24 protein-coding genes and 2 riboswitches are annotated in these 23,079 nt (G+C 40.8%); of the genes, 4 read left to right on the top strand and 20 right to left on the bottom strand.

Annotated elements, in window-relative coordinates; all coding sequences use genetic code 11:
• Window positions 1–110: 110 nt before the first annotated feature.
• The 20 genes from ACMGGO_RS08385 to ACMGGO_RS08290 all read right to left on the bottom strand — a co-directional run bounded on the left by ACMGGO_RS08385 (window position 111) and on the right by ACMGGO_RS08290 (window position 19,412).
• Window positions 111–341 carry a hypothetical protein gene (locus tag ACMGGO_RS08385; RefSeq protein ID WP_009370265.1) on the bottom strand — a complete coding sequence of 77 codons (231 nt, stop codon included), beginning with the start codon at window positions 339–341 and terminating at the stop codon, window positions 111–113.
• Between the two features lie 65 nt (window positions 342–406).
• Window positions 407–2,401 carry a methyl-accepting chemotaxis protein gene (locus ACMGGO_RS08380; RefSeq protein ID WP_374805921.1) on the bottom strand — a complete coding sequence of 665 codons (1,995 nt, stop codon included), beginning with the start codon at window positions 2,399–2,401 and terminating at the stop codon, window positions 407–409.
• Between the two features lie 323 nt (window positions 2,402–2,724).
• Complete coding sequence (gene rnz, locus ACMGGO_RS08375; protein ID WP_054549205.1) at window positions 2,725–3,657, bottom strand: ribonuclease Z; 933 nt, start codon at window positions 3,655–3,657, stop codon at window positions 2,725–2,727.
• 98 nt (window positions 3,658–3,755) lie between these two features.
• The gene (locus tag ACMGGO_RS08370) at window positions 3,756–4,592 is read right to left on the bottom strand and encodes a class I SAM-dependent methyltransferase (protein ID WP_048392356.1); all 837 of its coding nucleotides are present in this window, start codon (window positions 4,590–4,592) and stop codon (window positions 3,756–3,758) included.
• Window positions 4,589–6,088 carry a cobyric acid synthase gene (locus ACMGGO_RS08365; RefSeq protein ID WP_066036245.1) on the bottom strand — a complete coding sequence of 500 codons (1,500 nt, stop codon included), beginning with the start codon at window positions 6,086–6,088 and terminating at the stop codon, window positions 4,589–4,591. Before ACMGGO_RS08365 ends, ACMGGO_RS08370 begins: the two co-directional genes overlap by 4 nt.
• Before the next feature lie 88 nt (window positions 6,089–6,176).
• A complete protein-coding gene (locus ACMGGO_RS08360; protein WP_048392354.1) occupies window positions 6,177–6,713 on the bottom strand; it encodes a cob(I)yrinic acid a,c-diamide adenosyltransferase in 537 nt (178 codons plus the stop codon).
• A gap of 13 nt (window positions 6,714–6,726) precedes the next feature.
• Complete coding sequence (locus ACMGGO_RS08355) at window positions 6,727–7,287, bottom strand: nitroreductase family protein (RefSeq protein ID WP_048392353.1); 561 nt, start codon at window positions 7,285–7,287, stop codon at window positions 6,727–6,729.
• 33 nt (window positions 7,288–7,320) lie between these two features.
• A complete protein-coding gene (cobA, locus tag ACMGGO_RS08350) occupies window positions 7,321–8,088 on the bottom strand; it encodes a uroporphyrinogen-III C-methyltransferase (protein ID WP_054549204.1) in 768 nt (255 codons plus the stop codon).
• Entirely contained in the window at window positions 8,085–8,723 is a 639-nt protein-coding gene (locus ACMGGO_RS08345) for a precorrin-2 dehydrogenase/sirohydrochlorin ferrochelatase family protein (protein WP_009370253.1), read from the bottom strand. The genes cobA and ACMGGO_RS08345 overlap by 4 nt, the downstream gene beginning before the upstream one ends.
• Window positions 8,716–10,083 carry a cobyrinate a,c-diamide synthase gene (locus tag ACMGGO_RS08340; protein ID WP_048392351.1) on the bottom strand — a complete coding sequence of 456 codons (1,368 nt, stop codon included), beginning with the start codon at window positions 10,081–10,083 and terminating at the stop codon, window positions 8,716–8,718. The genes ACMGGO_RS08345 and ACMGGO_RS08340 overlap by 8 nt, the downstream gene beginning before the upstream one ends.
• Before the next feature lie 11 nt (window positions 10,084–10,094).
• A complete protein-coding gene (locus tag ACMGGO_RS08335) occupies window positions 10,095–11,216 on the bottom strand; it encodes a cobalt-precorrin 5A hydrolase (protein WP_259419665.1) in 1,122 nt (373 codons plus the stop codon).
• The gene (gene cobM / locus ACMGGO_RS08330; RefSeq protein ID WP_374805920.1) at window positions 11,209–11,994 is read right to left on the bottom strand and encodes a precorrin-4 C(11)-methyltransferase; all 786 of its coding nucleotides are present in this window, start codon (window positions 11,992–11,994) and stop codon (window positions 11,209–11,211) included. Before cobM ends, ACMGGO_RS08335 begins: the two co-directional genes overlap by 8 nt.
• Window positions 11,994–12,701 (bottom strand): precorrin-2 C(20)-methyltransferase, encoded by a 708-nt coding sequence (gene cobI, locus ACMGGO_RS08325; RefSeq protein WP_004231310.1) that lies wholly within the window; start codon window positions 12,699–12,701, stop codon window positions 11,994–11,996. The genes cobM and cobI overlap by 1 nt, the downstream gene beginning before the upstream one ends.
• Window positions 12,694–13,914, bottom strand: coding sequence for a precorrin-6y C5,15-methyltransferase (decarboxylating) subunit CbiE (cbiE, locus tag ACMGGO_RS08320; protein ID WP_374805919.1), 1,221 nt, complete (start codon window positions 13,912–13,914; stop codon window positions 12,694–12,696). The genes cobI and cbiE overlap by 8 nt, the downstream gene beginning before the upstream one ends.
• Window positions 13,871–15,004, bottom strand: a complete 1,134-nt coding sequence (locus tag ACMGGO_RS08315; RefSeq protein WP_004231305.1) for a cobalt-precorrin-5B (C(1))-methyltransferase — start codon at window positions 15,002–15,004, stop codon at window positions 13,871–13,873. Before ACMGGO_RS08315 ends, cbiE begins: the two co-directional genes overlap by 44 nt.
• Entirely contained in the window at window positions 15,004–15,663 is a 660-nt protein-coding gene (locus ACMGGO_RS08310) for a precorrin-8X methylmutase (protein ID WP_004231303.1), read from the bottom strand. Before ACMGGO_RS08310 ends, ACMGGO_RS08315 begins: the two co-directional genes overlap by 1 nt.
• Window positions 15,664–15,675: 12 nt before the next feature.
• Window positions 15,676–16,437, bottom strand: a complete 762-nt coding sequence (gene cobK, locus ACMGGO_RS08305) for a precorrin-6A reductase (protein WP_048392346.1) — start codon at window positions 16,435–16,437, stop codon at window positions 15,676–15,678.
• Entirely contained in the window at window positions 16,434–17,354 is a 921-nt protein-coding gene (locus ACMGGO_RS08300) for a sirohydrochlorin chelatase (RefSeq protein WP_374805917.1), read from the bottom strand. The genes cobK and ACMGGO_RS08300 overlap by 4 nt, the downstream gene beginning before the upstream one ends.
• A 14-nt stretch (window positions 17,355–17,368) precedes the next feature.
• A complete protein-coding gene (gene cobJ / locus ACMGGO_RS08295) occupies window positions 17,369–19,036 on the bottom strand; it encodes a precorrin-3B C(17)-methyltransferase (RefSeq protein WP_281216242.1) in 1,668 nt (555 codons plus the stop codon).
• 4 nt (window positions 19,037–19,040) lie between these two features.
• Window positions 19,041–19,412, bottom strand: a complete 372-nt coding sequence (locus tag ACMGGO_RS08290) for a (2Fe-2S) ferredoxin domain-containing protein (RefSeq protein ID WP_004231296.1) — start codon at window positions 19,410–19,412, stop codon at window positions 19,041–19,043.
• Window positions 19,413–19,557: 145 nt separating this feature from the next.
• A riboswitch (cobalamin riboswitch) is annotated at window positions 19,558–19,740 on the bottom strand.
• A gap of 251 nt (window positions 19,741–19,991) precedes the next feature.
• Window positions 19,992–20,177, top strand: a riboswitch (cobalamin riboswitch).
• Between the two features lie 148 nt (window positions 20,178–20,325).
• On the opposite strand from ACMGGO_RS08290, the gene ACMGGO_RS08285 reads away from it, so the two are divergent.
• The 4 genes from ACMGGO_RS08285 to ACMGGO_RS08270 are packed head-to-tail and all read left to right on the top strand — an operon-like array spanning window position 20,326 to window position 22,960.
• Window positions 20,326–21,072, top strand: a complete 747-nt coding sequence (locus ACMGGO_RS08285; RefSeq protein ID WP_048392343.1) for an energy-coupling factor ABC transporter permease — start codon at window positions 20,326–20,328, stop codon at window positions 21,070–21,072.
• Between the two features lie 3 nt (window positions 21,073–21,075).
• Window positions 21,076–21,348 (top strand): energy-coupling factor ABC transporter substrate-binding protein, encoded by a 273-nt coding sequence (locus tag ACMGGO_RS08280; protein WP_009370241.1) that lies wholly within the window; start codon window positions 21,076–21,078, stop codon window positions 21,346–21,348.
• Window positions 21,349–21,353: 5 nt separating this feature from the next.
• A complete protein-coding gene (gene cbiQ, locus ACMGGO_RS08275) occupies window positions 21,354–22,127 on the top strand; it encodes a cobalt ECF transporter T component CbiQ (protein WP_054549197.1) in 774 nt (257 codons plus the stop codon).
• Window positions 22,124–22,960: an energy-coupling factor ABC transporter ATP-binding protein gene (locus tag ACMGGO_RS08270; protein ID WP_054549196.1), complete on the top strand. Its 837-nt coding sequence runs from the start codon at window positions 22,124–22,126 to the stop codon at window positions 22,958–22,960. The genes cbiQ and ACMGGO_RS08270 overlap by 4 nt, the downstream gene beginning before the upstream one ends.
• Window positions 22,961–23,079 lie beyond the last annotated feature (119 nt).

Below are 23,079 nucleotides of genomic sequence, written 5' to 3'. Positions count from 1 at the left end.
CACCTCTTCATTTCATCACTGTTTACGATAGTTTTTCTCTCTATATGTTTTTTATTCTCCTTTAAGTAAAACGACCTCCTACAATGTTGAATAGGAAGTCGTTAATATCCTTACATATGCCCTGCTCGGATTTTCTTTACGATGCTGAAAGTCGTGTAGGCAGCAGCGGGTGCTAATACGACAATAAAAATAATCCACACAGTTAAATTATTGGTTGCTTTTAATGTTTCATAATTTGTCATGACAAAAATAATTAGACCGAATAATAGTAAATAGCTCAGCACATTGGGAAAAATGACGATTAATCGTAATAATGCTGGCGGCATCTTTTGTTGATTCATTTAAACCACACCCCTTTTTTCAATTATACGGGAATATAGTGATTTATCGTACTATATTTTTCCTTTTATACTTTATATTTGCCTGCTGATAGTTGGAGGTTTGCCGCTGTTGTATTTAATTGGTCGATAAATGCGGTCATGCTCTCCATATTTTCCGCTTGATGTTTAGCCTTTTGAGCAACGGCATCAACACTTTGCGATGTCTGCTTAGCCAAGAGCGAAACATCTTCCATGGTAGCTGTTACTTCCTCTGTACTAGCAGCAATTTCCTCAGTGGAGCTTGATACTAAATCCACTTGTGTTGCTAACACCTGTACATCATTATGAATTCCTTCAAACGATTGCTGTGCTTCTTGTACGATTGCACGTCCTGCATGTAAGACATCTGCTGTTGCTTGGATGGTTGCTACAATATTGGCTGTTTCCTTTTGGACATTCATCACCACCTGGGTGATTCTATCCGCCGCACTCTTAGAATCTTCAGCTAATTTCCGAACTTCTTCAGCTACAACGGCAAAGCCTTTCCCCGCTTCACCAGCACGCGCCGCTTCAATAGATGCATTTAATGCCAGTAAATTCGTTTGATCAGAAATTCCCGTAATCACATTGGTAAATTCCCCGATCATTGTAGATAGCTTTTCAAGCTCCTGTGTTCCAATCACCGCAAAATTCGTTTTCTCATGAACAGTCACTAATTGCTTTTGTAAGGACTGCATAATTTGTAATCCATTATCTGCGTTTTCCTCAGTATTACGTGAAATACTAGAAATTTCTGCTATGGATTCCGAAATATATTGAATGCTGCGCGCCAATTCCTCCATTGAATGCGCACTGTCTGCCGTATTATTCTGTTGTGCAAAGGAGGCCTGAGCTACCTGACTAGATTCTCCTTGGATAATTGCGGCTGATTCAAGTGTTTCATGAGCATTTTCTTGAATTGTATAGGTAGCTTCTTTTATTTGATTGGCCCCTTGCTTTATCTCACACATAATTTGTTGGAAATTATCCATCATCCCATTAAATGATGTCACTAATTGGCCAATCTCATCTTTTGCATGGATTGGAATACGCTTGGTTAAATCTGCTTCTCCATTACTAATTTCCTCTAAGGAATTGCGCACACTTAAAATACGCGATACTTGCTTTGAAATAGACAGGCCCGTAGTGAAGAAAATCACACAGACAACGATCAATGAAGCTACAATTGTGCCTACCAAAATTTGTGAGAGGATAGCATTGGATACAATAATAGCTAAGTATGTACCGTTTGATAATGGCTTTACATATTGCGTGACACGTGTGCCATCGTAGCGCCCTGAAAATTCAGTCGACTTTTGTGCTGAAAATTGGGCTGGCTCAAAACCAATATTCGCTAAATTTTGTTTTGCTGTAGCGGCAATGGCTTGGCCTTTTTCATCTACAATAGCGGCGAATAATACGGTTGAGGATAAATAGTTGTTCAGTTGATCGATATAAGATTCACTGCCGATACTTGCTTCTAAATCTAGTAGCTGCTGTCCATGGCGAGCCACCTGTACAATTTGTGGAGTTGCTGGATTCCAGCTACCTACCCCGACAAATTTGAAAAATTGATCATCGACATCGCGAATTTGTGCTTTTTGGACAATTTCTTTCGCTCTTCCATCTAAAAGTTGCATATATTCGGCAGCTTGTCCGTTTGGATCAGCGCCAAAGTTAAAATCAACAGTTGGAGCTACTGATGTCACCGTTGTATTCCCTTTATCATCTGTACTCCAAATCTCATCGAGGCCACCACGCTCAGCAATGGCCTTTAAATCCTCATATGTAGCACCTTTGTCAATGATATAAGAAGCCATTACAGATTCGGCAATCATTTCTTTTTCCATAATTTCTTCTGCTTTTTCTCTAGATTGAATTGCTCCTTCCAATCCCATGACAATGGAGTTGGCGATTGCTTCTCCATTGCTTTTTTCACTTTTATATGTAGCTTGATAAACATAAATAGAAAATGCCGCTATAATGAACACCACAATGCCCATAATCTCCAGAAGCATTTTCCATTTCATTGACTTTCTCATGATGAGATCCCCCTAAAAATTACGATTATTTCCACTTCATCATACAATATTACTTCCATATATTTCATTAACAATTTATTAAATATAAAATAATAATTTTTGAAGAAGTTTAAATTGTCATTAATTTGTAAAAATTTCGAAATAGAGAAGCAAGGAGGATAAATCTAACTATTTTGTACTAGTAGAGGTATGCAAAAAAGGATAATTCTCATGATTAAACAGTAATATTTAAACAAAATTATCTATACACCTTTAGGACTATAAACTAAAAACATCTATTAGAAGAATATCCTCTAATAGATGTTTCTCACTTAATAACTATATCAAAATAATTTATTATGTTGCCATGTATATACGGCTTGATCAGCTGTTAGGAATGTATTCGGAAAAATCCCCTGTGCTTCAGCTAAAAATTGAGGTAAGTCATATGGAAGAAAACGTGCGCTTAAATGATTTAATAATAAATAGTGTGCTCCAGCTTGCTGTGCGACTTTTGCTGCCTCCACATTTGTTGCATGACCGTAGCTTGCTGCTAAATCTGTTGTTGTACCATCAAAAGTTGCTTCATGGACAATGATATCAGCGCCCATTGATAATTGGATTGCTTCTTCACAATATTTCGTGTCGCCTAAGACTGACAATGTAAAGCCCTTTTTGGCTGGTGCCACCACGTCTTTCGCAAGTACCACATCACCATTTTCAAGTACAATATCGTGGCCATTTTTTAATTGGCCTAGTAAAGGTCCCTTTGGAACACCAAGTGCCTGTGCTTTGTCGATTAATAATTCGCCTGGTAAATCCTTTTGTTCGATACGATACCCATAGCAAGGTACAACATGGCGTAATTCCTTAGCATGAATTGTAAAATGAGCATCCTCAAAAATAATGCCTTCTTGTACTTCTACAAAGCGTAAAGGATATGTTAAATGGGTTTTTGATAGGGCCAATGTTTGTTCAATCCATTGTTGTAAGCCAGATGGTCCGAAGATCGTTAGCGGCTCATCCCCACCTTGAAAGGAACGCGAGCTTAAAAAGCCTGGAAGTCCAAAAATATGATCCCCATGTAAATGTGTAATAAATATTTTCGTCACTTTCCGTGGCTTTAACGACGTATGAAGGATTTGATGCTGTGTCGCCTCCCCACAGTCAAATAGCCACATTTCACTCACTTCGTCTAATAGCTTTACCATCAGAGCACTTGTATTTCGTTCTTTTGAAGGCATGCCTGCGCCTGTCCCTAGAAAATGTAGCTGCAACATAAGCCACCTCACTTCTTATTTATATCATTTTATTGTACCTTATCCATTCCCATAAGAAAAACCTTTGGTGTACAGTTTCTCCAAAGGTTTCTTAATTATTTTGGTTGCCATGAAACAAGCGCCGCATGGAAATCATGACGATAATAATAACGTCCATCCTTTTCTTCGATAAAAGGTAGCAGTGATTCTTCTACATGGGCTCGCTGAAAATTCGTCGTTAATATTTTTTTACTCTGCGTTGTCACAAGCTGCTCATAGCTTTCATATTCATAGACACGTTCTAGAGGGATAATCTGACAATCCGCGTAAATATCCATTTCATAGAGTAGATTCAAAAACTCGATATAATCTCTGCGCGGAAATTTAATGTCATAACCATACTTTTCATATAACTTTTCATAGTGTGGCTGAATGGGGCCTGTCGTCATCCCAATGATAGCACGCTTTCTCGCCAGCCGATTCATGTGATATAAAGCTGCTTTTATTTCATACATTCGGTAAAAACAATTCACGCCCAAGACGATATCATGTGGTTCAATCTCATCATGCTCTAAACTTTCCCACTTTGCATGAATATAGGAAACGTGCTCCTCCTGCGGCATACACTGCTGTAAGTAATGCAAAATGCTTTCAGAGCTATCCACACATGTGAGCTTCCTTACTTTATCAGCTAATGGAAATGTATAATTGCCCCACCCAGGACCAATTTCTAATACAGAATGCTGAGGTTCAATCTTTTTTTGAAGCTCCTGAAAAATCAATGCAGCATAAGGATCTGTTTGTCCCACTTTTTTACGTGCCACTGATTGGGCCCAAAATTGCTCCTCTAGCTGATCATTCACCATTCGTTCAGGCATATTGCCATGCCAGTCCTTCATGCCTTCCTGCCATAATGCCTCATAGTTAATGGCTAACGGTCCTTTTCTCGTCATATAGATACCTCTAACGATAATATTTCATATATTTTTTTCATATCAAGATTTGCACGAACGTGGTCGGCTAACATATTATAGGCATCTTCTCTTCGTTCTGCGTCACTTTTCACATCACTTGGTAAAGCTGCTAGCCCTTTTTTCACTCGTATTTCATTGACGAGTTGGCGGGTAAAGGGACGATTATGGAACAAGCCGTGGAAATATGTGCCAATCACTTGCTCATCTTGACTAACCGCACCATCTTCTCTTCCATCCTCTAATAGTAAAAACGGTGATACCGCACCACGTAAAATTTTTGTACGCCCTAGATGGATTTCATAGCCTGTCAATGTGTCCTGCCCTCTTACGCCTGTCATTTGCACCGTTTTTTTATTGCCTACAAAAATGGTTTCCATCGGTAATAGCCCAAGACCATCTGCAGATTCACCATTCCCCTCCACTGCTTCTGGATCAAGTAATGTTTCACCAAGCATTTGGAAACCGCCACAAATGCCAATAATTTTAGTACCGTACTCACGTAAATGTGTGATGGCTTGATCGAAGCCCTGTGCTTTTAGCCAAGCTAAATCATCCATTGTACTTTTCGTTCCTGGCAGAATGAGTAAATCTGGTGTACCTAATTCATTGACATGACCAATTAAACGTACACCCACCTCAGGCTCATCGAAAAATGGATCAATATCGGTGAAGTTTGAAATACGAGGTAAACGAATCATGGCTACATCTACAGCAAATTCGCCTGGCTTTGGTTTTTTAAAACGTAGTGACGATAATGCAAGAGAATCCTCTGCTTCAATATTGACATCGACATAAGGAATCACACCAAGTACCGGAATACCAGTTTCGCGCTCCACCCATGCCAAACCATCATCCAGTAATTCACGCATGCCTCTAAACTTATTGATAATTAATCCCTTAACACGTGCTCGTTCTTCCTCATCTAACAATGCCAGTGTACCAACAATCGAGGCAAAGACACCGCCACGATCAATATCAGCAACGAGGACTACCGCTGCATCTGCTAAATGAGCCATTCGCATATTCGCAATATCGCGATCCTTTAAGTTAATTTCTGCTGGGCTACCAGCGCCCTCTAGGACAATAACATCATATGTATGTTGAAGCGTGCGAACTGATTTTTCTACGATTGGCATCGCTTCTTGCACAAAATTATTGCGGTAGCTTTTGGCATCCATATTTAAAAAATGCTTACCATGAACGATAACCTCTGACATCATATCTTGCTTCGGTTTCAGCAAGATAGGGTTCATATCTGTCGTTGCAACAACACGAGCCGCCTCTGCCTGTACCCCTTGTGCGCGGCCGATTTCACCGCCATCCTTTGTAACAAATGAATTAAGAGCCATATTTTGTGATTTAAATGGGACTACCTTCAGTCCATCATCTGAAAATATACGACATAGTGCAGTACAAATCATACTTTTTCCAACATCGGAAGCTGTTCCTTGAATCATGATTGATTTTGCTGGCATAGTCACTCTCCTCCGTAATTATTCTATGGCAGAACGCATGTATTCGTTTTCGCTTCGTGTGTATTCCCTCCAGCAATTGTAAAGGGCTTTAAAATTCGAGCCCTTTCACCGCTGGAATCCCTTCATCATAGTAATGCTTTGTCGCCTCAATGGTTGACACTAAATCAGCCATTGCTAGTAATGCTGGATTCGCACTTCGTCCTGTGACAACCAAATGCATTGTAGAAGGGCGGTGTTGGATTGCCTCGATGACTTCTGCTAGGGGAAGGACATCATCGATTGGAAACTTGGTGATCGCTAGGGCATTGTTGAGTTCATCTAGGACCAATAAATCAATGCTGTCATCCTGTAGAGCTGCCTTCGTTTTTTTCCAAGCCTTGGCTAATGCAGCTCGATGCTCCTCAGGTGTTTTTGTCCATGTAAAACCTATGCCCATTTGTTCCATTTCTACGCCTAGCTTACGAAGGGCAATTTGCTCTCCATAAGTACGTTCTGGGGATTTGATAAACTGCAGATAACGCACATTTAAGCCTCGACCAACTGCACGCAATGTAACGCCAAGAGATGCTGTCGTTTTGCCCTTACCCTCACCTGTATATACTAAAAACAAGCCTTTTCTTGCCATACTGATAGCCTCCTTACAGCCATGTTGTCTTTTCTGCAAACGGCGTTCGTTTCTTGTCGGTTTGTTCTTGCTCCTGTGGGTAGCCAATAAATATTGTACCAACTACTTTTTGAGCGTCGCTTGCACCAATAAACGTATGCATACGAGGATCATGTACGAGGCCAACACCACGTGTACGCCAAACAAAGCCAAGACCTAGCTCCTCTGCTGTCAACCACATAGACATAATGGCACTACATACAGCAAAGACATTATCTTCTGTCGCATCTGTGTCCCCTTCTACTATGTCAGCTGTCACCACAATGGCTACAGGGGTTGTTTGTACAACCTTTAATGAACTTTCCACTAAATTTGGCTTCGTGGGAAAGCGTTCTTGTAAATAAGCACTTGCCATTTCTTCATAACGCTTCATGGCTTCATCTTGAATGACATAAAAATGCCAGGGCTCACGCATCCGGTCATTTGGTGCATAGGTTGCTGCCTGTAAAATTTGCTCAATTTTTTCTTTCTCTACCGGTTGTGTCGTGTAATTACGAATTGCTCGACGTTTTTTTAATGCTTCAATGACAGTCATAGTGCTTCCTCCTTGTGCGCTTATAAGAAATGATTATGAAAAGGTAAGACCTTGCTCTTCAAACCATTGAATTTTTTCCCGTACATTGACAACCTCGCCAACAACAATCATAGAAGGGTTATGGTACCCTTCACGCTCAATGATGCTGGCTATCTCATCTAGCGGCCCTGTAATCGTGCGTTGCTGAGCAGTTGTTCCCCACTCAATGACCGCTACTGGCGTTGTTGCCTTCCGTCCATTTTCGATTAATTTGCGAGCAATGTAGGCAATATTACCAACGCTCATATAAAAGGCAACGGTATCTATACCCGTAGCTAAAGCGGGCCAATTCAAAAAATCTTGTCCTTTTTCTTCACGACCATGTCCAGTTACAAGGGCAAAGCTTGTCGCGAAGTCTCTATGTGTAACTGGAATTCCTGCGTATGCAGGAGCTGCAATTCCTGCTGTAATCCCCGGAACGATTTCATAGGCAATGCCATGATTTTTTAATATTTCAGCTTCCTCCGCGCCACGTCCAAAAACAAAGGGATCGCCACCTTTTAGGCGTGTAACAATTTTACCTTCTTGTGCTTTTTCAACGAGTAATGCATTTATTTCCTCTTGAATGAGATGATGTTTCCCAGGTAATTTGCCACAATAAACTAGCTCCGCATCCTTTTTTGCAAAATCAAGCAATTTAGGATTTACAAGACGGTCATAAGCAATTACATCAGACTTTTGAATACATTCCAGTCCATACACAGTAATGAGCTTCGGATCGCCAGGACCTGCTCCCACGATATATACGATTCCATCCTTCATTGCGTTGCTCCCATCAATAGTTGTTGTAAATATGCTTCTCGTCGATCGATCTCACCATGACGTGTCCATTCAAGGATGTTTGGCTCTAGCAATGCTTGTAATGCCGCACGTCTTTGTGGACCTTTATCATACTTAGCAGCAATCATTAATCGAGCTTGCTGTAAAAAGCATACATAGTCATCATAAGCATCATCGAATTGCTCTTCTAAATCTGCTTTAATCTTGCGGGCTAGACTTGGGCTTGCTCCCGATGTCGAAACAGTTACCACCAACGGACCACGGCGAACAGTAGCAGGCGTAATAAAATCACTTTCACTTTGTTTATCTGTTCGGTTGATTAATTGCCAATGCTGTGCTGCTTCTTGAACGGCTTCGTTAACTGCTGTCACATTCGTTGCAGCGATAATGAGAATGGCGTCATCTAAATCACGAGGTTCAAATTCCTTTTGCTTCCAAGTAATTTGCCCTGACTCTGCAAGTGACTGTAATGTGTTATGTAAGGTTGGACTGACAATCACGATGTTTGCCTTTGCTGGTAACAGGGATGCTACCTTCTGCGTTGCCACGTGACCCCCGCCTACAATCACAACTGTTTTATATTCTAGATTGATATGAATAGGAAAATAATTAGTCATTACTTTTCACCTTCTTACAAGCTGTTAACCAATTGTCAACTAGCTTTGGGTTTGATACAAAATGGAAATGAGTATAGCCAGCCACTAAATTTCCTTCTTGATAGCCTTCTTTCTTTTTGCCAAAACGACCAATCGTTTCATAGGCTGCTGTATTGTGAGAACCACTATATTTGGAATAATGGAACTCATGGCCCTTCGCTTGTTCCTCAGCACCAATTAAGAAATTATCGGCTGTGCCAAAAATTTCACGATAACCAAGTGCTGCTAGTTTTGTTTGCATCGCCACTTCTCCAGGAATTACCCCTACCATGTCATAGCGGTCGCCATGGCTATTTGTAATGGCCTCTGTTAAATACATAAAGCCCCCACACTCAGCTAATGTTGGAAGACCTTTAGCAATGACTTGACGAATAGAGTCTTTAACGACTGTATTGGTAGCAAGTGACTCTGCAAATTCCTCAGGAAAGCCACCACCAATATACAAGCCATCTGCTTCAGCTGGTACAGGCTCATTCGCAAGCGGTGAGAAAAACTGTAGTGTCGCACCTTTCGCACGTAACAAAGCCAAGTTCTCTTCATAATAAAAATTAAAAGCTGCATCTCTTGCAACTGCTATACAAATATTTCGTGAAGGCTCCTCCCGAAATAAATGGCCTGATTCTTGCAAGATAGGAGCCTTTGTTAAATGTATTAATTGATCTAAATCAATCGTTTCCGCCATCAGGTTCCCTAGTTTATCAAAAAATGAATCTAGCTCTCCTCTTTCAATAGCAGGTACTAACCCTAAATGACGACTAGGGATATCGATCCCTTCCTCACGCTTTAGGTAGCCAATAACAGGTATGCCGCATTCTTGTTCAATAGCTGCCTTCGCAATTTCGTAATGACCGACACTACCAACCTGGTTCGCAATAACACCAACGATATTCGGCTTATCTGATAGTAATTGGAAGCCTTTCACAACTGCTGCTACGCTACGTGCCATGCTAGCACAATTGACAATTAAAATAACAGGACTCTCTGTCACTACGCTAATATCAGCAGCAGACCCAGCGTCAGATAAAGGGCTTTTACCGTCATAAAAGCCCATCACACCTTCAATAATAGATACATCTGCATCTATACTTGCACGTGCCACAATATCACGGACTGCTTCGTGTGAAAACATCCAGCTATCAATATTACGTGATACTCTGCCCGTTACAGCTGTATGATAGGTTGGGTCGATATAATCAGGACCGCATTTAAAGCCCTGCACCACGTTCCCTTTGTTTTGAAGTGCCTTCATCAGTCCAATGGTAAAAGTAGTTTTGCCTACACCACTACCCGTACCAGCTAGTACAAAGCGATTTGTTTGCATGGACTTCCTCCTTAAAATAGGTATCTAGCAACTGAAATCGTAGCATTACCCGATTTTTTCTTCTCTAATAGAAGTGATGGAACCTGTGCATAGCGCATAGCTGCTGGTTCACTCACTCCGTATGCACCTGTATATTTAAAGACTGTTTCAGAGGGTGATGGAAATTCGATTTCATTTAATTCATCCGGTGTATACGTAACGAACTCCCAATCATATTTCTTCGTAATCTCTAAGAAACATTGCTCATCTTTCTTCAAATCAATCGTGCATAAGGCTTTCACACTTTTTTTCGAAAGCTTTAGCTCTGCCAAGGTTTCATCGATTACTTGTTCAATTTCCTCTAAAGATGTACCACGGTTACAGCCCATTCCTAGCACAATGGATTTTGGGCGATAAATAACACCGTTTTCTAGAAGAACCTCTTCTTCAGGTTCAATGATTCGATCTGTTATTAATAATGTGGCATGGGGAGTTGCTTGGATGGCTGCCTGTGTTGATGGATAGATTTTAATTTGCTCTGGCATCGGTGTTTCACGCATCCACCAATCACGTTCGCCTGTTTCCTGTACAATGGCTACATGTTCCTCATTTACAACAGATGCACTAACTGGTGTCAATTTATCCGCACTATCCCATACCCAGCCAAAGCGGGCTCCAAATAAATCAACTGGAATCGTCTTTTGTACATCAGAAGCCGTTGTAATAATCGGATTTGCACCAAGTGCAGCTGCCACCTCGTGTGTTAGCTCATTGGCACCACCTAAATGCCCTGATAATACGCTAATAACATTTTCCCCTCGATCATCAATCACCACAACACCAGGGTCTGTCTTTTTATCCTTTAAAATCGGCGCAATCATTCGTACAACTGCCCCTAGTGAAATAATTAAAATTAACCCTTTATATTGCTTAAAAAGTGTTGGCAATAGCAGGCGCACTGTTCCTGTAAATAGTTGAATATGCTTTTCTTCTTCATCGCCTTGTTCAAATTTACTCATATAATATAAATCACTTGCTGCAAAGGTTTGCTGCAGACGACGTCCTATTTGGACACCATGCTTCGTAATGGCTACAACGGCATAAGGATTACGTTGGTCAACCTCTGGTAACACACCCTCTTGTAACTCAATCACTTGTCTTCACACCTTTTCTAAAGCCGTGTGTAAAGCTTGCATCATATAACTTCGAACGATATTGATCTTTATCATGAATGTTCGGGTCTAATGCCCAGCCCGCTAAAATCATCGCATGCTTACGAATACCATTCACACGCATCGCTTCATCTAATTTGATTAAAGTTGTTCGTACGATTTTTTGATCGGGCCATGAAGCTCGTTGAATAACTGCTACAGGCGTGTCATCAGCCCAACCAGCACTTTGTAGCTCTTTGACAATTTTTTTCGTCAGCGTTGCACTAAGGAATAAGGCAATTGTACAATGATGGCTCGCTAAATCACGCAGCTTTTCAAATTCTGGTACAGGTGTGCGCCCCTCTGCACGTGTTAGAATAAGGGTTTGTGTTAGATCAGGAATTGTTAGCTCAGCTCCGATTGCAGCGGCCGATGCAAATACAGAGCTAACTCCTGGAATGACTTCATACCCAATGCCTTCCTTTTTTAATAGCGCAACTTGCTCCATAATGGCACCATACATCGCTGGATCACCTGTATGCATACGTGCCACTGTTTTACCAGCATTGACTCGGTCCACCATCACAGCAACCATTTCCTCCAAATGCATACCAGCTGTACGAATGACCTCCGCATCTGGTCTAGCTTTCGCAATAAGGTCCTCACTCACTAAAGAATCTGTATACATGACAACGTCCGCTGTTTGTAACATATGTAAACCTTTGACTGTAATTAAATCTGGATCACCAGGACCAGCGCCGACAATATAGATTTTTTTCATTATTTACGCACCACCATTAATGTTAAATATTCTAAATCGACCCCATCCAACTCACGCACATCCCAAATGATTTCTTCATCAGATGTTACCTTTGTCACCACGGATGCTTTATCTAATAAATCTAAATCGCGTAGCACTTCAAGCATTAAATCAATCACTTTCGCCACTTTAATAAAAACAACAGCATCATGTGTTTCAATCGCTTCACGCATAGCTTCGTAATTGTCATACGCAGGAATAATCGCAACACGATCATCACCATCCGCTAACGCAATGCCTAAGCGTGATGCAGAGCCATTAAACGAAGAAATTCCTGGTACCGTTCGAATTTCGACATCTGGATGCTTGTCCTGCATTAGCTTCATCATATGAATAAACGTACTATACAATAATGGATCGCCCTCTGTAACAAAGGCTACATCTTTGCCTGCTTGTAATTTTTCGTAGACAAGTTCTACTGACTTTGTCCATTCACGTTCTAAAACAGCCTCATCTTTCGTCATTGGGAATACAAGACCAAGCATATCTTTTTCTTCTGGATTAATATACACATCTACAATACGATGGGCATAGCTTTTACTGCCTTTTAGCTTTTTTGGGTAAGCAATAACAGGTGATTCCTGAATCACTCGAAATGCCTTTACTGTAATTAATTCTGGATCGCCAGGACCAACGCCCAAGCCATATAAAATTCCTAGATTACTCATGATTTTCTTCCTTTCGATAAGCGGAAATAATGTATATTGGATTTAATGGCACAAAGCGTGTCATATCTAAAATTGGTTTACTGCGTGCCAGCTGAGCCTGTAAAATGTCAACAGCAAAACCACAAGCTTTAAATGCCTCAACAGCTTTATATAAATTTTCAATAGTCGCCGCATTTAAGACAATGCGCCCATTTTGCTTTAAACGCTGACAGCATAATTGCAGTAACTCAGCCATTTCACCACCAGTGCCCCCGATGAAAATGGCATCAGGGTCTGGAAAGTTGTCTAAACCCTCTGGTGCTTTACTATGAATAGCAGTTATATCGACTCGAAACTTTTGTTGGTTTTGAAGACAGTTTTCTAAATCAGGGGCATTTTTTTCTACGGCAAAAACTTGTCCCTCAGGAGCAAGCTTACCTGCCTCAATGGCCATGGATCCCGTACATGTGCCAATATCCCAAATAATGCTATCCCGTTGAAGCTGCATGGCTTGCAAACTTAAAACTCGAATTTCTTTCTTCGTAATAAGTCCTTTATCTGGCTTTCGTTGTGAAAATTCTTCATCATCAATCCCAAGTGTGTAGCGTTTCGGTGCTATTGTTTGTTTTAAAACCACGACATTTAAAGGAGAAAAATGAGTAACTTCCATTTCATCGAGCGAGTACCAGCCACTTTTTTCGTTGTCGCCCTGTAAATTTTCGGCGACAAACGCACGATATTCCGTCATACCAAAATGCTTTAGATATTTAGCAAGAGCATTCGGACTATTCTCTACATCGGTTAAAAGTGCTACTTTCTTTTTGCCATCAATTCGCTGTGCCAAGCCCTTCATTGGTCGTCCATGAATACTCGTTACGTAAGCATCCTGCCAGCTCTCTCCCATTTTCGCAAAGGCCAGTTGGACGGAGCTCATATAGGGATAAACCTCTATTTGTAGCTTTTTGGCTAAATAGCCTCCGATGCCATAAAATAATGGATCTCCAGATGCAAGAATCACGGTATTTCTTGTTTCTTCAGACAATCTTTCAACAAGTGTTGAAAGACCTCCTTTTATCAAGATTTTTTCACCCCTAAAGTCTGGGAAAAAATCAAGTACTCGCTCACCACCAACAAGTACCTCACAGTCTTCAATCCACTGAAGGTATTGAGGTAATAAGCTTGCTAATCCGTTATCCCCGATCCCAATCAACTTCATCGATCGATGCAATGTCATCAGCCCTTCCTAATAATTGTCCCTGCATCGAATAGATCGATGTGGAAAGCGTTAAACCGCCCTTAATATGATGGATAGAGGAATAGCAGCAAGCCTCACATAAACGATGGAAGAACGCATCATAGCCCTTCTCCATCATCATCTCACCTACTTGTGAAGCTGTATTTGCCTCCAGAACTTGTGCTATCGTTTCTCTATCTGCCCCTATATCCTCTGCCAGTTGTGCTAAAAAATTAAAATCGATTGGTGCACTTTTGGAATGCACCATCATGACTCCTTGTGCGACTTTAGAAAATTTCCCCATCATCCCAACGAGTGAAACTTGTTTGATGCCTAGACGCTTACAATGCTTTAATGTAAAACCTACAAAGTCACCCATTTCAATAAACGCTTCTTCTGCTAGATGTGGGTATTGTTTCATCGCAAACTTCTCACTTCGTCCACCTGTTGTCACCACTAAATGCTCACAGCCAGCCTCTTTCGCTACACTGATGGCTTGGACAATACTGGCCATATAAGCAGAACTCGAAAAAGGCACGACGGTTCCCCTTGTGCCTAAGATTGAGATGCCCCCAAGTATACCGAGTCGTCCATTTAACGTTTTTTTAGCAATCTCCTCACCCTTAGGTACAGAAATCACCACATTCACGCCTCGTGTAATGTGAAATTCGTCCAACACACCTTGGACCGTGCTATAAATCATTTTACGAGGTACAGGATTAATGGCTGCCTCTCCGACAGGCACTGGCAAGCCAGGCTTTGTGACACGCCCGACGCCAATACCTCCATCTAAATGAATCCCAGGTGTATCTGCCCAGCTCACTGTGCCAACAATGAGTGCCTGATGGGTCGCATCAGGATCATCACCAGCATCTTTAATCGTCTCACAGCTGACAGCATTTTCTTCAAATATGCATTTTTCAATTGTAAAGGTTGCATCTCGACCAATAGGTAAATGAATCGTACTTGTCTCTTGCTCCTCCTTAGTAATAAGGGCAAGCAGTGCAGCCTTTGATACAGCAGTTGCACAGGCTCCCGTCGTATAACCGTGACGCATGTCCTTGGGGTCCTTTTTTGGCTTCCGCTCCATTATTTTTTCGCCTGTTCGTCCGCTAAAAGTGAGATGGCATTTAAAGCAGCAACCGTCACTGTACTACCGCCTTTACGCCCAACATTTGTAATGTATGGAATCCCTTCTAGTTTAAGCAGCTCTTCTTTTGACTCAGCTGCTGACACAAAACCAACAGGCATACCGATAATTAAATCTGGTTTTGCTAGCCCTTCTTTAATTAATCGAATCAATTCCAGCAATGCAGTTGGTGCATTACCAATGGCATAAATACCACCTTCATGTAATTTTGATGCCTTTTGCATCGAAATAATGGCACGTGTTGTATTTTGTTTTTTCGCTTCTATTGATACATCTTCATCCGCAATATAGCAATGCAAATCACCACCATGTTTTTGGAAACGCTTTTTACCAGAGCCACTTTCAATCATTTGCACATCTGCAATGACATGACGTCCTGCAAGAATAGACTTGATACCCGCTTCAATAGCACCTGGTGTAATGATGACACTACGACCTAGCTCGAAATCAGCTGAGGCATGGATAATGCGACGTACAACTTTCCATTCATCTTCTGAGAAGTCATGCTCGCCCATTTCCTCTGCAATAATAGAGAAACTGTAATCGTAAATTTTATCTGGGTCTACCGTTAATGGTTTAAAATCTGTTTTAAAATCCATGGAAAATGCCTCCTAAATTGTATGTTCAACAGCCTGTAATACTTCTTCAAATGTTGAATATTGTTGGCCGTACTGTATATTTGGTCGTGCAATAAGAATCGTTTCAATCTGGCATGCGAGAGCTGCCTCTAGCTTCTCATCAACTGAGCCCACTTTACCGCTTTCTTTGGTAATCATCAACGTCACTCCGTATTGACGAAATAGAGCTTCATTTAATTCCTTTGAAAACGGACCTTGAATAGCCACAATATCTCGCTGCGCCACGCCAAGTGCCTCACATTTTTCCATATTATCCAGTCGTGGAAGCATACGAGCGATTACTCTTGTGTTTTCTAAGCCCTGTAAAACCCTTGTAAATGTAGCGAGTGTTTTACTACCTGTCGTTAGCATAATGACACCGCGTTTTTCTGCAGCTAGCTGAGCTGCCTCCTCATAATCCTTTACAACAGTAATCAAAGGATGGGCATAATGTTCATGAGCTCTTTCATAGCGAATATAAGGAATCTTTGCCTGCTCTGCCGCTGCCATCGCATTTTTAGAGGCTTCCTCCGCAAATGGATGAGAAGCATCTACCACCAATTGATAGCCCTGCTCTGTCATGATGGTCGCCATTTCCTCAGCTGTCAGTCTACCGATCAAATGTGGCAGGCCAACGTCAGCAAGACTAGAGGCTGCCGATTCAGTGACGACCGTAGCGGTTACCGCATAACCTGCGCTTTGTAATGCAAGGGCTAGATCCCTTGCATCACTTGTCCCTGCTAACATGAAAATCATTTTACCGGCTCCTCTTCATGATGATGGTCATGGTCATGATGGTGATGGTCGTGATGATGATGATGCGCATGTCCATGATCGTGATCATGATGGTGATGGTGATGTGCATGTCCATGTACTGCCGCATAGGCGCGATAATCTTCTAGATCTTGCATACCTGTTGATGTACCGTTGATTGCCTGTTCAATACGCTCTAATAAAACATTTTGTAACCGTTCATGGTAGCCAAAATAGTTAGCAATTTGAATATCACAATCTGGATAAAGTTCATTAAACTTCTCACACATGCCATGCATGCGTTCCATCAAAATGCCTGTGAATAAAAAGTATGGTAACATGATGATTTTTTTTGCACCTAGTTTGACACAACGTTCAATTCCTTCTTCAACTCGTGGATCTGTGACACCCATAAAAGCACTTTCTACGTATTTCACAGGTAGTTTTTCCCATAAAAGTCGCGTGATTTTATAAAAATCACCATTAGCAGATGGATCACTGCCACCTCGTGCAATCAATAAAATCGCTGTGTCTTCCTGCTCTTGTTCTGAATTAAAGCCAATTTCAGCTAGGCGATCTTGTAAAATGGCAAAGATTTCATCATGGATACCAATTGTTTGACCATATGTGAAGGTAATCGTTGGATAATGCTCACGCGCATGCTCTATTTCCGCTGGAATATGCAGTTTTGAATGGCCTGCATGCAGTAAAATGATTGGAATTACATGTACCTCTGTAGCTCCCTTTTTCACACAGTTTGTAATACCTTCTTCGATGTTAGGTGAAGCAAATTCAAGGAAACAAGTTTCCACTAAAAATTGTTCATCAATACGCGGTGTCATTTGTTCGATAAATGTACGAACCTCATCATTTCCTGCTGCTAAACGGCTCCCATGGCCGACAAATAAAATAGCTTTCATCTCTCTACTCCTTACTAGTCGCCGCACGGAGCTGGCTCTACTTTTATTTTGGAAGACATATCTTGATACGTAAAATGCAGTATTTTTTTCACACGTTTAAAATATTTAAATAAGCGTTCATTTGGATGAGCATTTGCTTTATATTCTTCAATAATATCTGTAATGAGTGGAATCAGCTGCTCAGGCTCCAGCCCTTCTACAACAGGCTGTGCTGCGTGTGCTGTACGACCGACTGGTTTTGCTCCAATAAAGACATCAAATTTACTTTTGCGGTAGACGATGCCAATATCATCAAATACAGCCCGATAACAGGCCATCCCACAGCCATTAAAGCCAATATTTAATGTCTTCGGTAAGGACATACCGCCTAGTTTTTCTTGTATTTCCTCTGCATATGGTATTGAATCAGCCTTTTCACCGTAGCAAAAATCACAAGCCTTCAGTGATAACACATCACCAATCGGGGCTAATAAAAACCCTACTTCCTGTAATTTCTCTGTGATCTGTTCAGGGGCAGTCGTTGGTATTTTCAAATGAATTTGATGATCTGGTGTGTATTCCATCGTCCCCTCATCCCCAACGACCTCCGCTAACATCATCATTTGCTGGGGAGTAAAAAACTTATTGGCTACACCAGGACTTACTGCTAATTCAAAAATAGATTCTATTTTTTGCTGTACAAGCTTCGGTGTTACTTTGACTGCGCTTGTCCCTTTTACCATTGCAAGTGCCGCTGTAGCCATTTCAAGAGCTGTTTTTTTCGGCTTTGGCGTAGCGGCTATACTGGGTTTATTAAAGCGCCCTGCATTAGGGTCAGCCGTAAAGTCATTTCGCGCTGTTCCCGTCTCTTGGTTCATTGCCCAAGGTTCATTTTCTTCGCGTAAACGTTGATGTGGACGTAATGGCTGTTTCTCTTCACCCAGGGTATATTTACGTTGGTAACCGCGGGGCGTAATCATCTTATTGTCATAGAAAAATGTTGACGAATTCCCGATAATGACAGTTGTCAACATACCAATATCATGTTCTAGCATTTCTGCTAGTGTTGTCATGGTCACTTCTTGACGTTCTCGATAGGCACTTTTCACAAGCCCAACTGGTGTGTCTGGCGAACGATATTCTAAGAGTATTCGTTGAGCCTCGACAATTTGTCTTGTTCGACGTCCACTTTTAGGATTGTATAAAGCAATGACAAAGTCCGCCATTGCAGCTGCCTCGACACGCTTTGCAATTAAATTCCAAGGTGTTAGATGGTCACTCAAACTGATTGTACAAGCATCATGCATAATAGGTGCACCAAGTATGCTAGCGCATGAATTAATCGCAGAAATCCCAGGAACAATTTCAACTTCAATTCCTGTTGCTTCTGTCCAGCCTAGCTCAATTAACACCTCATAGACTAATCCTGCCATGCCATAGACGCCTGCATCACCACTCGAAATTACTGAGACGATGCTCCCTGCTTCGGCTTGACGAACGGCTTCCTGTGCACGCGACACTTCTTCTGTCATGCCTGTACTAACAATCGATTTTGCACTTACTAAATCTTGAATCAGCTCTACATAGGTTTTATAGCCTATAATCATATCACTTTGTTGTAAAGCCTCTACTGCACGTGTCGTAATATGCTTAAAATCTCCAGGTCCAAAGCCTACTACGAAAATTTTTCCTTTTTGCGCCATGTTGTTACCCCTCTTTCACCTTTTCGATCCCTTTAATGGCAGTTGTTTGAGCAGTACGCTGTAATGTACCTTCACGAAGTGTAAAGACATGTTCGTTGTATAAGGATTCATGATGTAAATCTTGTACTAGTGTTCTAGCATGCTCTGTTGATGGCACACGATACCAGTTTCCTTGAGGATAAGCGATTACCACACAAGCATCCTTGCAGCGTCCATTACAGCGCGTTCTTGTCGTATGTATTTCCTGATCGAGTGCTTGCCGTTGTATCTCATCTCGAATGGCTAAGGTAATTTCCTCCCCATCCTTCTTCATGCAGCTACTGCCATTGCAAATAAAGAGATGTGTTTTCATCCCCTCTAAATTCCAAGTTGTCATCTTCTGTCTCCCCTCATTTGCTTTTTGGAAAAAGAAAAACCTTTACTCTATAACGAAGAGTAAAGGTTTTGTAGAAGCCAAATAAAAACGAATAGAATGAAATACAGGTACCCGCTTTCGCTTCAACTTCTCCCTCCGAAAAGTTTGCATGCACAATCAAATAAGCAGGTTTCCTGACTTAAGCTTCATTTTACTGTCGCACCTTCCCAAGTTTGTACCAGTGGCTTTGCGATTTCATCAGCTATTACAGTAGCGGGGGCTGTATTGGATTTTCACCAATTTCCCTATTATCTCGAGCTATTCGAGCACTTATTGACGTTTTATATGAAATTTTTAGTAGAATTTTAAATAGAAAACTGTCTTTATCATATCTTATTATTTTAAAATTTCAATATTTCTTTAAAAATTTATGACAAATTTATCAATTTTGAATGGAACTAGGTATGAAATTTATACAATCTATATAATTTGCGCACAAAATTTTATCAGAATATTCACCGTTGACCTTTAATTTAAAAAATTTCATAAAAGGTATAGCATATTTATGGAAATTCATGTTACACTTTGTCGTGAAATCTCACAATTTGAATGTTTTTCGGTGCAAAGTGCTTGTCATTTTGCTTAAAAGGGAAGCCGGTTTGAGTCCGGCGCGGTCCCGCCACTGTAATAGGGAGCTTTATAGAATATGTCACTGTCCAACGGATGGGAAGACCTATAAAGCATTGAACTAGAGCCAGGAGACCTGCCGAAAAATAAGTGATCGTTTCAACCTACGAGGATAGGTGTGCGGCTTAGCAGATGAGACTGTTATTTGCTTTTTTAGCTATGCACTTTTCCACCTAAGGAGAAGTGCTTTTTTTAATTACGCACGCAATATTCTAAAAATCTATTAATTAGTTAGGAGGAAAGCTTTTTGAAATTATCATGGTGGAAACTTAGTTATTTTTTACTAGCCTTTTTAATCGTGCCAAAACGTGCCTTTGCCATGCATATCATGGAAGGTTTTTTACCAATCGAATGGGCTATTTTTTGGTGGGTGATCTCTATCCCATTTATCATTCTAGGATTGCGTTCTATTCGAAAAACCATTGATGAAAATCCTGAAACAAAAATGCTTTTGGGGCTTTCAGGGGCCTTTGCCTTTGTGCTATCCGCCCTAAAAATCCCTTCAGTTACAGGTAGTTGCTCTCACCCAACTGGTGTAGGACTTGGGACAGTACTCTTTGGCCCTCTAGCAATGAGTGTAATTGGAACAATCGTTTTATTATTTCAATCTTTATTATTAGCTCATGGAGGAATTACAACTTTAGGGGCTAATGCCTTTTCTATGGCTATTGTTGGTCCTTTTATTGCTTACTTTGTCTTTAAAGGGGCTCAAAAAGTAGGGTTGTCATTTTCACTAGCCATATTCTTTGCAGCTATGCTTGGTGATTTAGGTACATACATTGTGACTTCTGTACAACTAGCACTAGCCTTTCCTTCAGAGGTTGGAGGCTTTATGGCATCCTTTACAAAGTTTGCAGGTATTTTTGCCTTAACTCAAATTCCTTTAGCAGTGAGTGAAGGAATTTTAACGGTCATTGTGATGAATTTCTTGAAAAAATACAATGTTAGCGAATTAAAAACGTTACGTGTTTTCTCAACAAAGGAGGCACATTAACAAATGAAGAAAAATTTATTGTTATTAGCAATTGTTGTGTTGTTAGCCATCATTCCCTTATTCATACAAAAAGGTGCTGAATTTGGTGGTGCTGATGGAGAAGCAGAAGCAGCTATTGGTGAAATTAATGCGGAATATGAACCATGGTTTGAAAGTCTATGGGAGCCACCAAGTGGTGAAATCGAAAGCTTATTATTCGTGCTACAGGCAGCTATAGGAGCTGGCTTTATTGGCTACTTCATCGGCTATATGCGTGGCAAACACAAAGAAGGTTAACCATTATGTTACTCATTGATAAGTATGCCTATCTGAATAAGCTAGCGTCCGTTCATCCGCTAGAAAAAATGATATTTTCACTTGGACTACTTCTCATAACGCTCATCATGAGAGATGAACGACTTTCACTCATTACATTTTTTGTAATGAGTGCTTTTATCATTTTAGGTGCAAAAATTCCGCTTGCATACTACGGCAAATTATTATTGCTACCTAGCTTTTTCTTATTAACAAGTCTCGTATCTATTTTACTTTCCTTTACATCATCAACGAATACACTCCCTGCCCATATTTGGTCGTTTACATTTAGGAATTGGACTGTCTTTATTGGGAATGCAAGTGTTTTAGCAGCGCAACAGCTGTTCTTTATTGTCCTTGGTAGCATTAGTTGTTTATACTTTTTAATTCTAACCACTTCCGTACAAGGAATATGTTATGTGCTACGACAATGGCGACTTCCCTCTTTATTAGTGGAGCTCGTCGAACTAATCTATCGTTTTATTTTTATGTTTTTAGAAAGCATGCAAAATATACATCTCGCCCAGCAAGCACGTCTTGGCTATCATTCACCGATGCAATGGCTACGCTCTGTCTCCATGCTTATTGTGGCATTATTTGTGGAAATGTTTCAGCGTAGCCGAGAGCTCAACAATGCCATGCAATCACGTGGAGGCGAGGCTGTCTACTGGCAAGAGATGGGCTCTTATAGCAAGAAAAATTGGCTAGGCATGGCAGCTATTTTACTAGTCCTCATCGTATATGGAGGGTATTTTACATGACAGCATTTTATTTTAAACTCAACCAATTATCTTATGCCTATGCGGATGGTACGAAGGCGTTGTCAGATATTACATTAGACATTCCAAAAGGTAAAAAAATCGCCATACTCGGGCATAATGGCGCAGGAAAATCGACTTTATTTCAGCATCTTAACGGTATTTTAAAACCTACAGCTGGAACGATTGTATTCGAAGGCAACGATCTGGAATATAGTCGAAAAGCTTTAAAGGCCCTACGCCAAAAAGTCGGCATTGTTTTTCAGAATGCAGATCATCAGCTTTTTTCAGGGACCGTCAAGCAAGATATAGCATTTGGCCCATTGAATCTCGGCTGGTCTACTGAAAAAACGGAAGAAAAAATAGCATGGGCCGTTGCGCAAACCGAAGTGGAAGATTTGCTTGATAAACCCATTCATTTTTTAAGCGTAGGTCAGAAAAAACGTGTAGCAATGGCAGGTGTTTTAGCGATGGAGCCCTCTGTCCTTTTGTTAGATGAACCAACAGCAGGTCTTGATAATTATTATGCTACACAAGTATTACAATACTTAGCCAAATTAGATGATGGTGAGAGAACCATTTTACTAGCAACCCATGACATACCTCTCGCCTATGAATGGGCAGATCTAATCATTGTTATGGAGGCTGGAAAAATTATTTATAACGGTGATCCAATCACCTTGTTTTATGAAGACGAATTGTTACATCGCGCGCATCTTGAACGTCCATGGATTTTTGAAATGGTCATAGCTTTGCAAAAAAAGAAGCTATTGCAGGAAAATATCAACATCCCTCGTTCCAAGCAGGAGCTACAACAATTAATAGAACAGATCTAAAGCTTTTAATAATGCTAGGTTTTTTCGTTATACCTACCAAAAATTAAAATAGCAAAGAAAAATTTTCCTCCATTACGAAACTTTTCTAATCTTTGTCCGTATTAATATAGTCGAGATTT

Origin of the sequence: Lysinibacillus sp. BNK-21 (genome assembly GCF_048684915.1) — a bacterium.
In the GTDB taxonomy this organism is placed as follows: domain Bacteria; phylum Bacillota; class Bacilli; order Bacillales_A; family Planococcaceae; genus Lysinibacillus; species Lysinibacillus capsici.
The sequence above is the reverse complement of the archived record's forward strand: the minus strand, read 5'-3'. Positions and strand labels throughout refer to the sequence as shown.

Excerpts from the sequence above, each read along its gene's own strand:
- ACMGGO_RS08385 (WP_009370265.1), bottom strand. The coding sequence starts at position 341 with ATGAATCAACAAAAGATGCCGCCAGCATTATTACGATTAATCGTCATT.
- ACMGGO_RS08380 (WP_374805921.1), bottom strand. The coding sequence starts at position 2,401 with ATGAGAAAGTCAATGAAATGGAAAATGCTTCTGGAGATTATGGGCATT.
- ACMGGO_RS08370 (WP_048392356.1), bottom strand. The coding sequence starts at position 4,592 with ATGACGAGAAAAGGACCGTTAGCCATTAACTATGAGGCATTATGGCAG.
- ACMGGO_RS08365 (WP_066036245.1), bottom strand. The coding sequence starts at position 6,088 with ATGCCAGCAAAATCAATCATGATTCAAGGAACAGCTTCCGATGTTGGA.
- ACMGGO_RS08360 (WP_048392354.1), bottom strand. The coding sequence starts at position 6,713 with ATGGCAAGAAAAGGCTTGTTTTTAGTATATACAGGTGAGGGTAAGGGC.
- ACMGGO_RS08355 (WP_048392353.1), bottom strand. The coding sequence starts at position 7,287 with ATGACTGTCATTGAAGCATTAAAAAAACGTCGAGCAATTCGTAATTAC.
- cobA (WP_054549204.1), bottom strand. The coding sequence starts at position 8,088 with ATGAAGGATGGAATCGTATATATCGTGGGAGCAGGTCCTGGCGATCCG.
- ACMGGO_RS08345 (WP_009370253.1), bottom strand. The coding sequence starts at position 8,723 with ATGACTAATTATTTTCCTATTCATATCAATCTAGAATATAAAACAGTT.
- ACMGGO_RS08340 (WP_048392351.1), bottom strand. The coding sequence starts at position 10,083 with ATGCAAACAAATCGCTTTGTACTAGCTGGTACGGGTAGTGGTGTAGGC.
- cobM (WP_374805920.1), bottom strand. The coding sequence starts at position 11,994 with ATGAAAAAAATCTATATTGTCGGCGCTGGTCCTGGTGATCCAGATTTA.
- cobI (WP_004231310.1), bottom strand. The coding sequence starts at position 12,701 with ATGAGTAATCTAGGAATTTTATATGGCTTGGGCGTTGGTCCTGGCGAT.
- cbiE (WP_374805919.1), bottom strand. The coding sequence starts at position 13,914 with ATGACATTGCATCGATCGATGAAGTTGATTGGGATCGGGGATAACGGA.
- ACMGGO_RS08315 (WP_004231305.1), bottom strand. The coding sequence starts at position 15,004 with ATGGAGCGGAAGCCAAAAAAGGACCCCAAGGACATGCGTCACGGTTAT.
- ACMGGO_RS08310 (WP_004231303.1), bottom strand. The coding sequence starts at position 15,663 with ATGGATTTTAAAACAGATTTTAAACCATTAACGGTAGACCCAGATAAA.
- cobK (WP_048392346.1), bottom strand. The coding sequence starts at position 16,437 with ATGATTTTCATGTTAGCAGGGACAAGTGATGCAAGGGATCTAGCCCTT.
- ACMGGO_RS08300 (WP_374805917.1), bottom strand. The coding sequence starts at position 17,354 with ATGAAAGCTATTTTATTTGTCGGCCATGGGAGCCGTTTAGCAGCAGGA.
- cobJ (WP_281216242.1), bottom strand. The coding sequence starts at position 19,036 with ATGGCGCAAAAAGGAAAAATTTTCGTAGTAGGCTTTGGACCTGGAGAT.
- ACMGGO_RS08290 (WP_004231296.1), bottom strand. The coding sequence starts at position 19,412 with ATGACAACTTGGAATTTAGAGGGGATGAAAACACATCTCTTTATTTGC.
- ACMGGO_RS08280 (WP_009370241.1), top strand. The coding sequence starts at position 21,076 with ATGAAGAAAAATTTATTGTTATTAGCAATTGTTGTGTTGTTAGCCATC.
- cbiQ (WP_054549197.1), top strand. The coding sequence starts at position 21,354 with ATGTTACTCATTGATAAGTATGCCTATCTGAATAAGCTAGCGTCCGTT.
- ACMGGO_RS08270 (WP_054549196.1), top strand. The coding sequence starts at position 22,124 with ATGACAGCATTTTATTTTAAACTCAACCAATTATCTTATGCCTATGCG.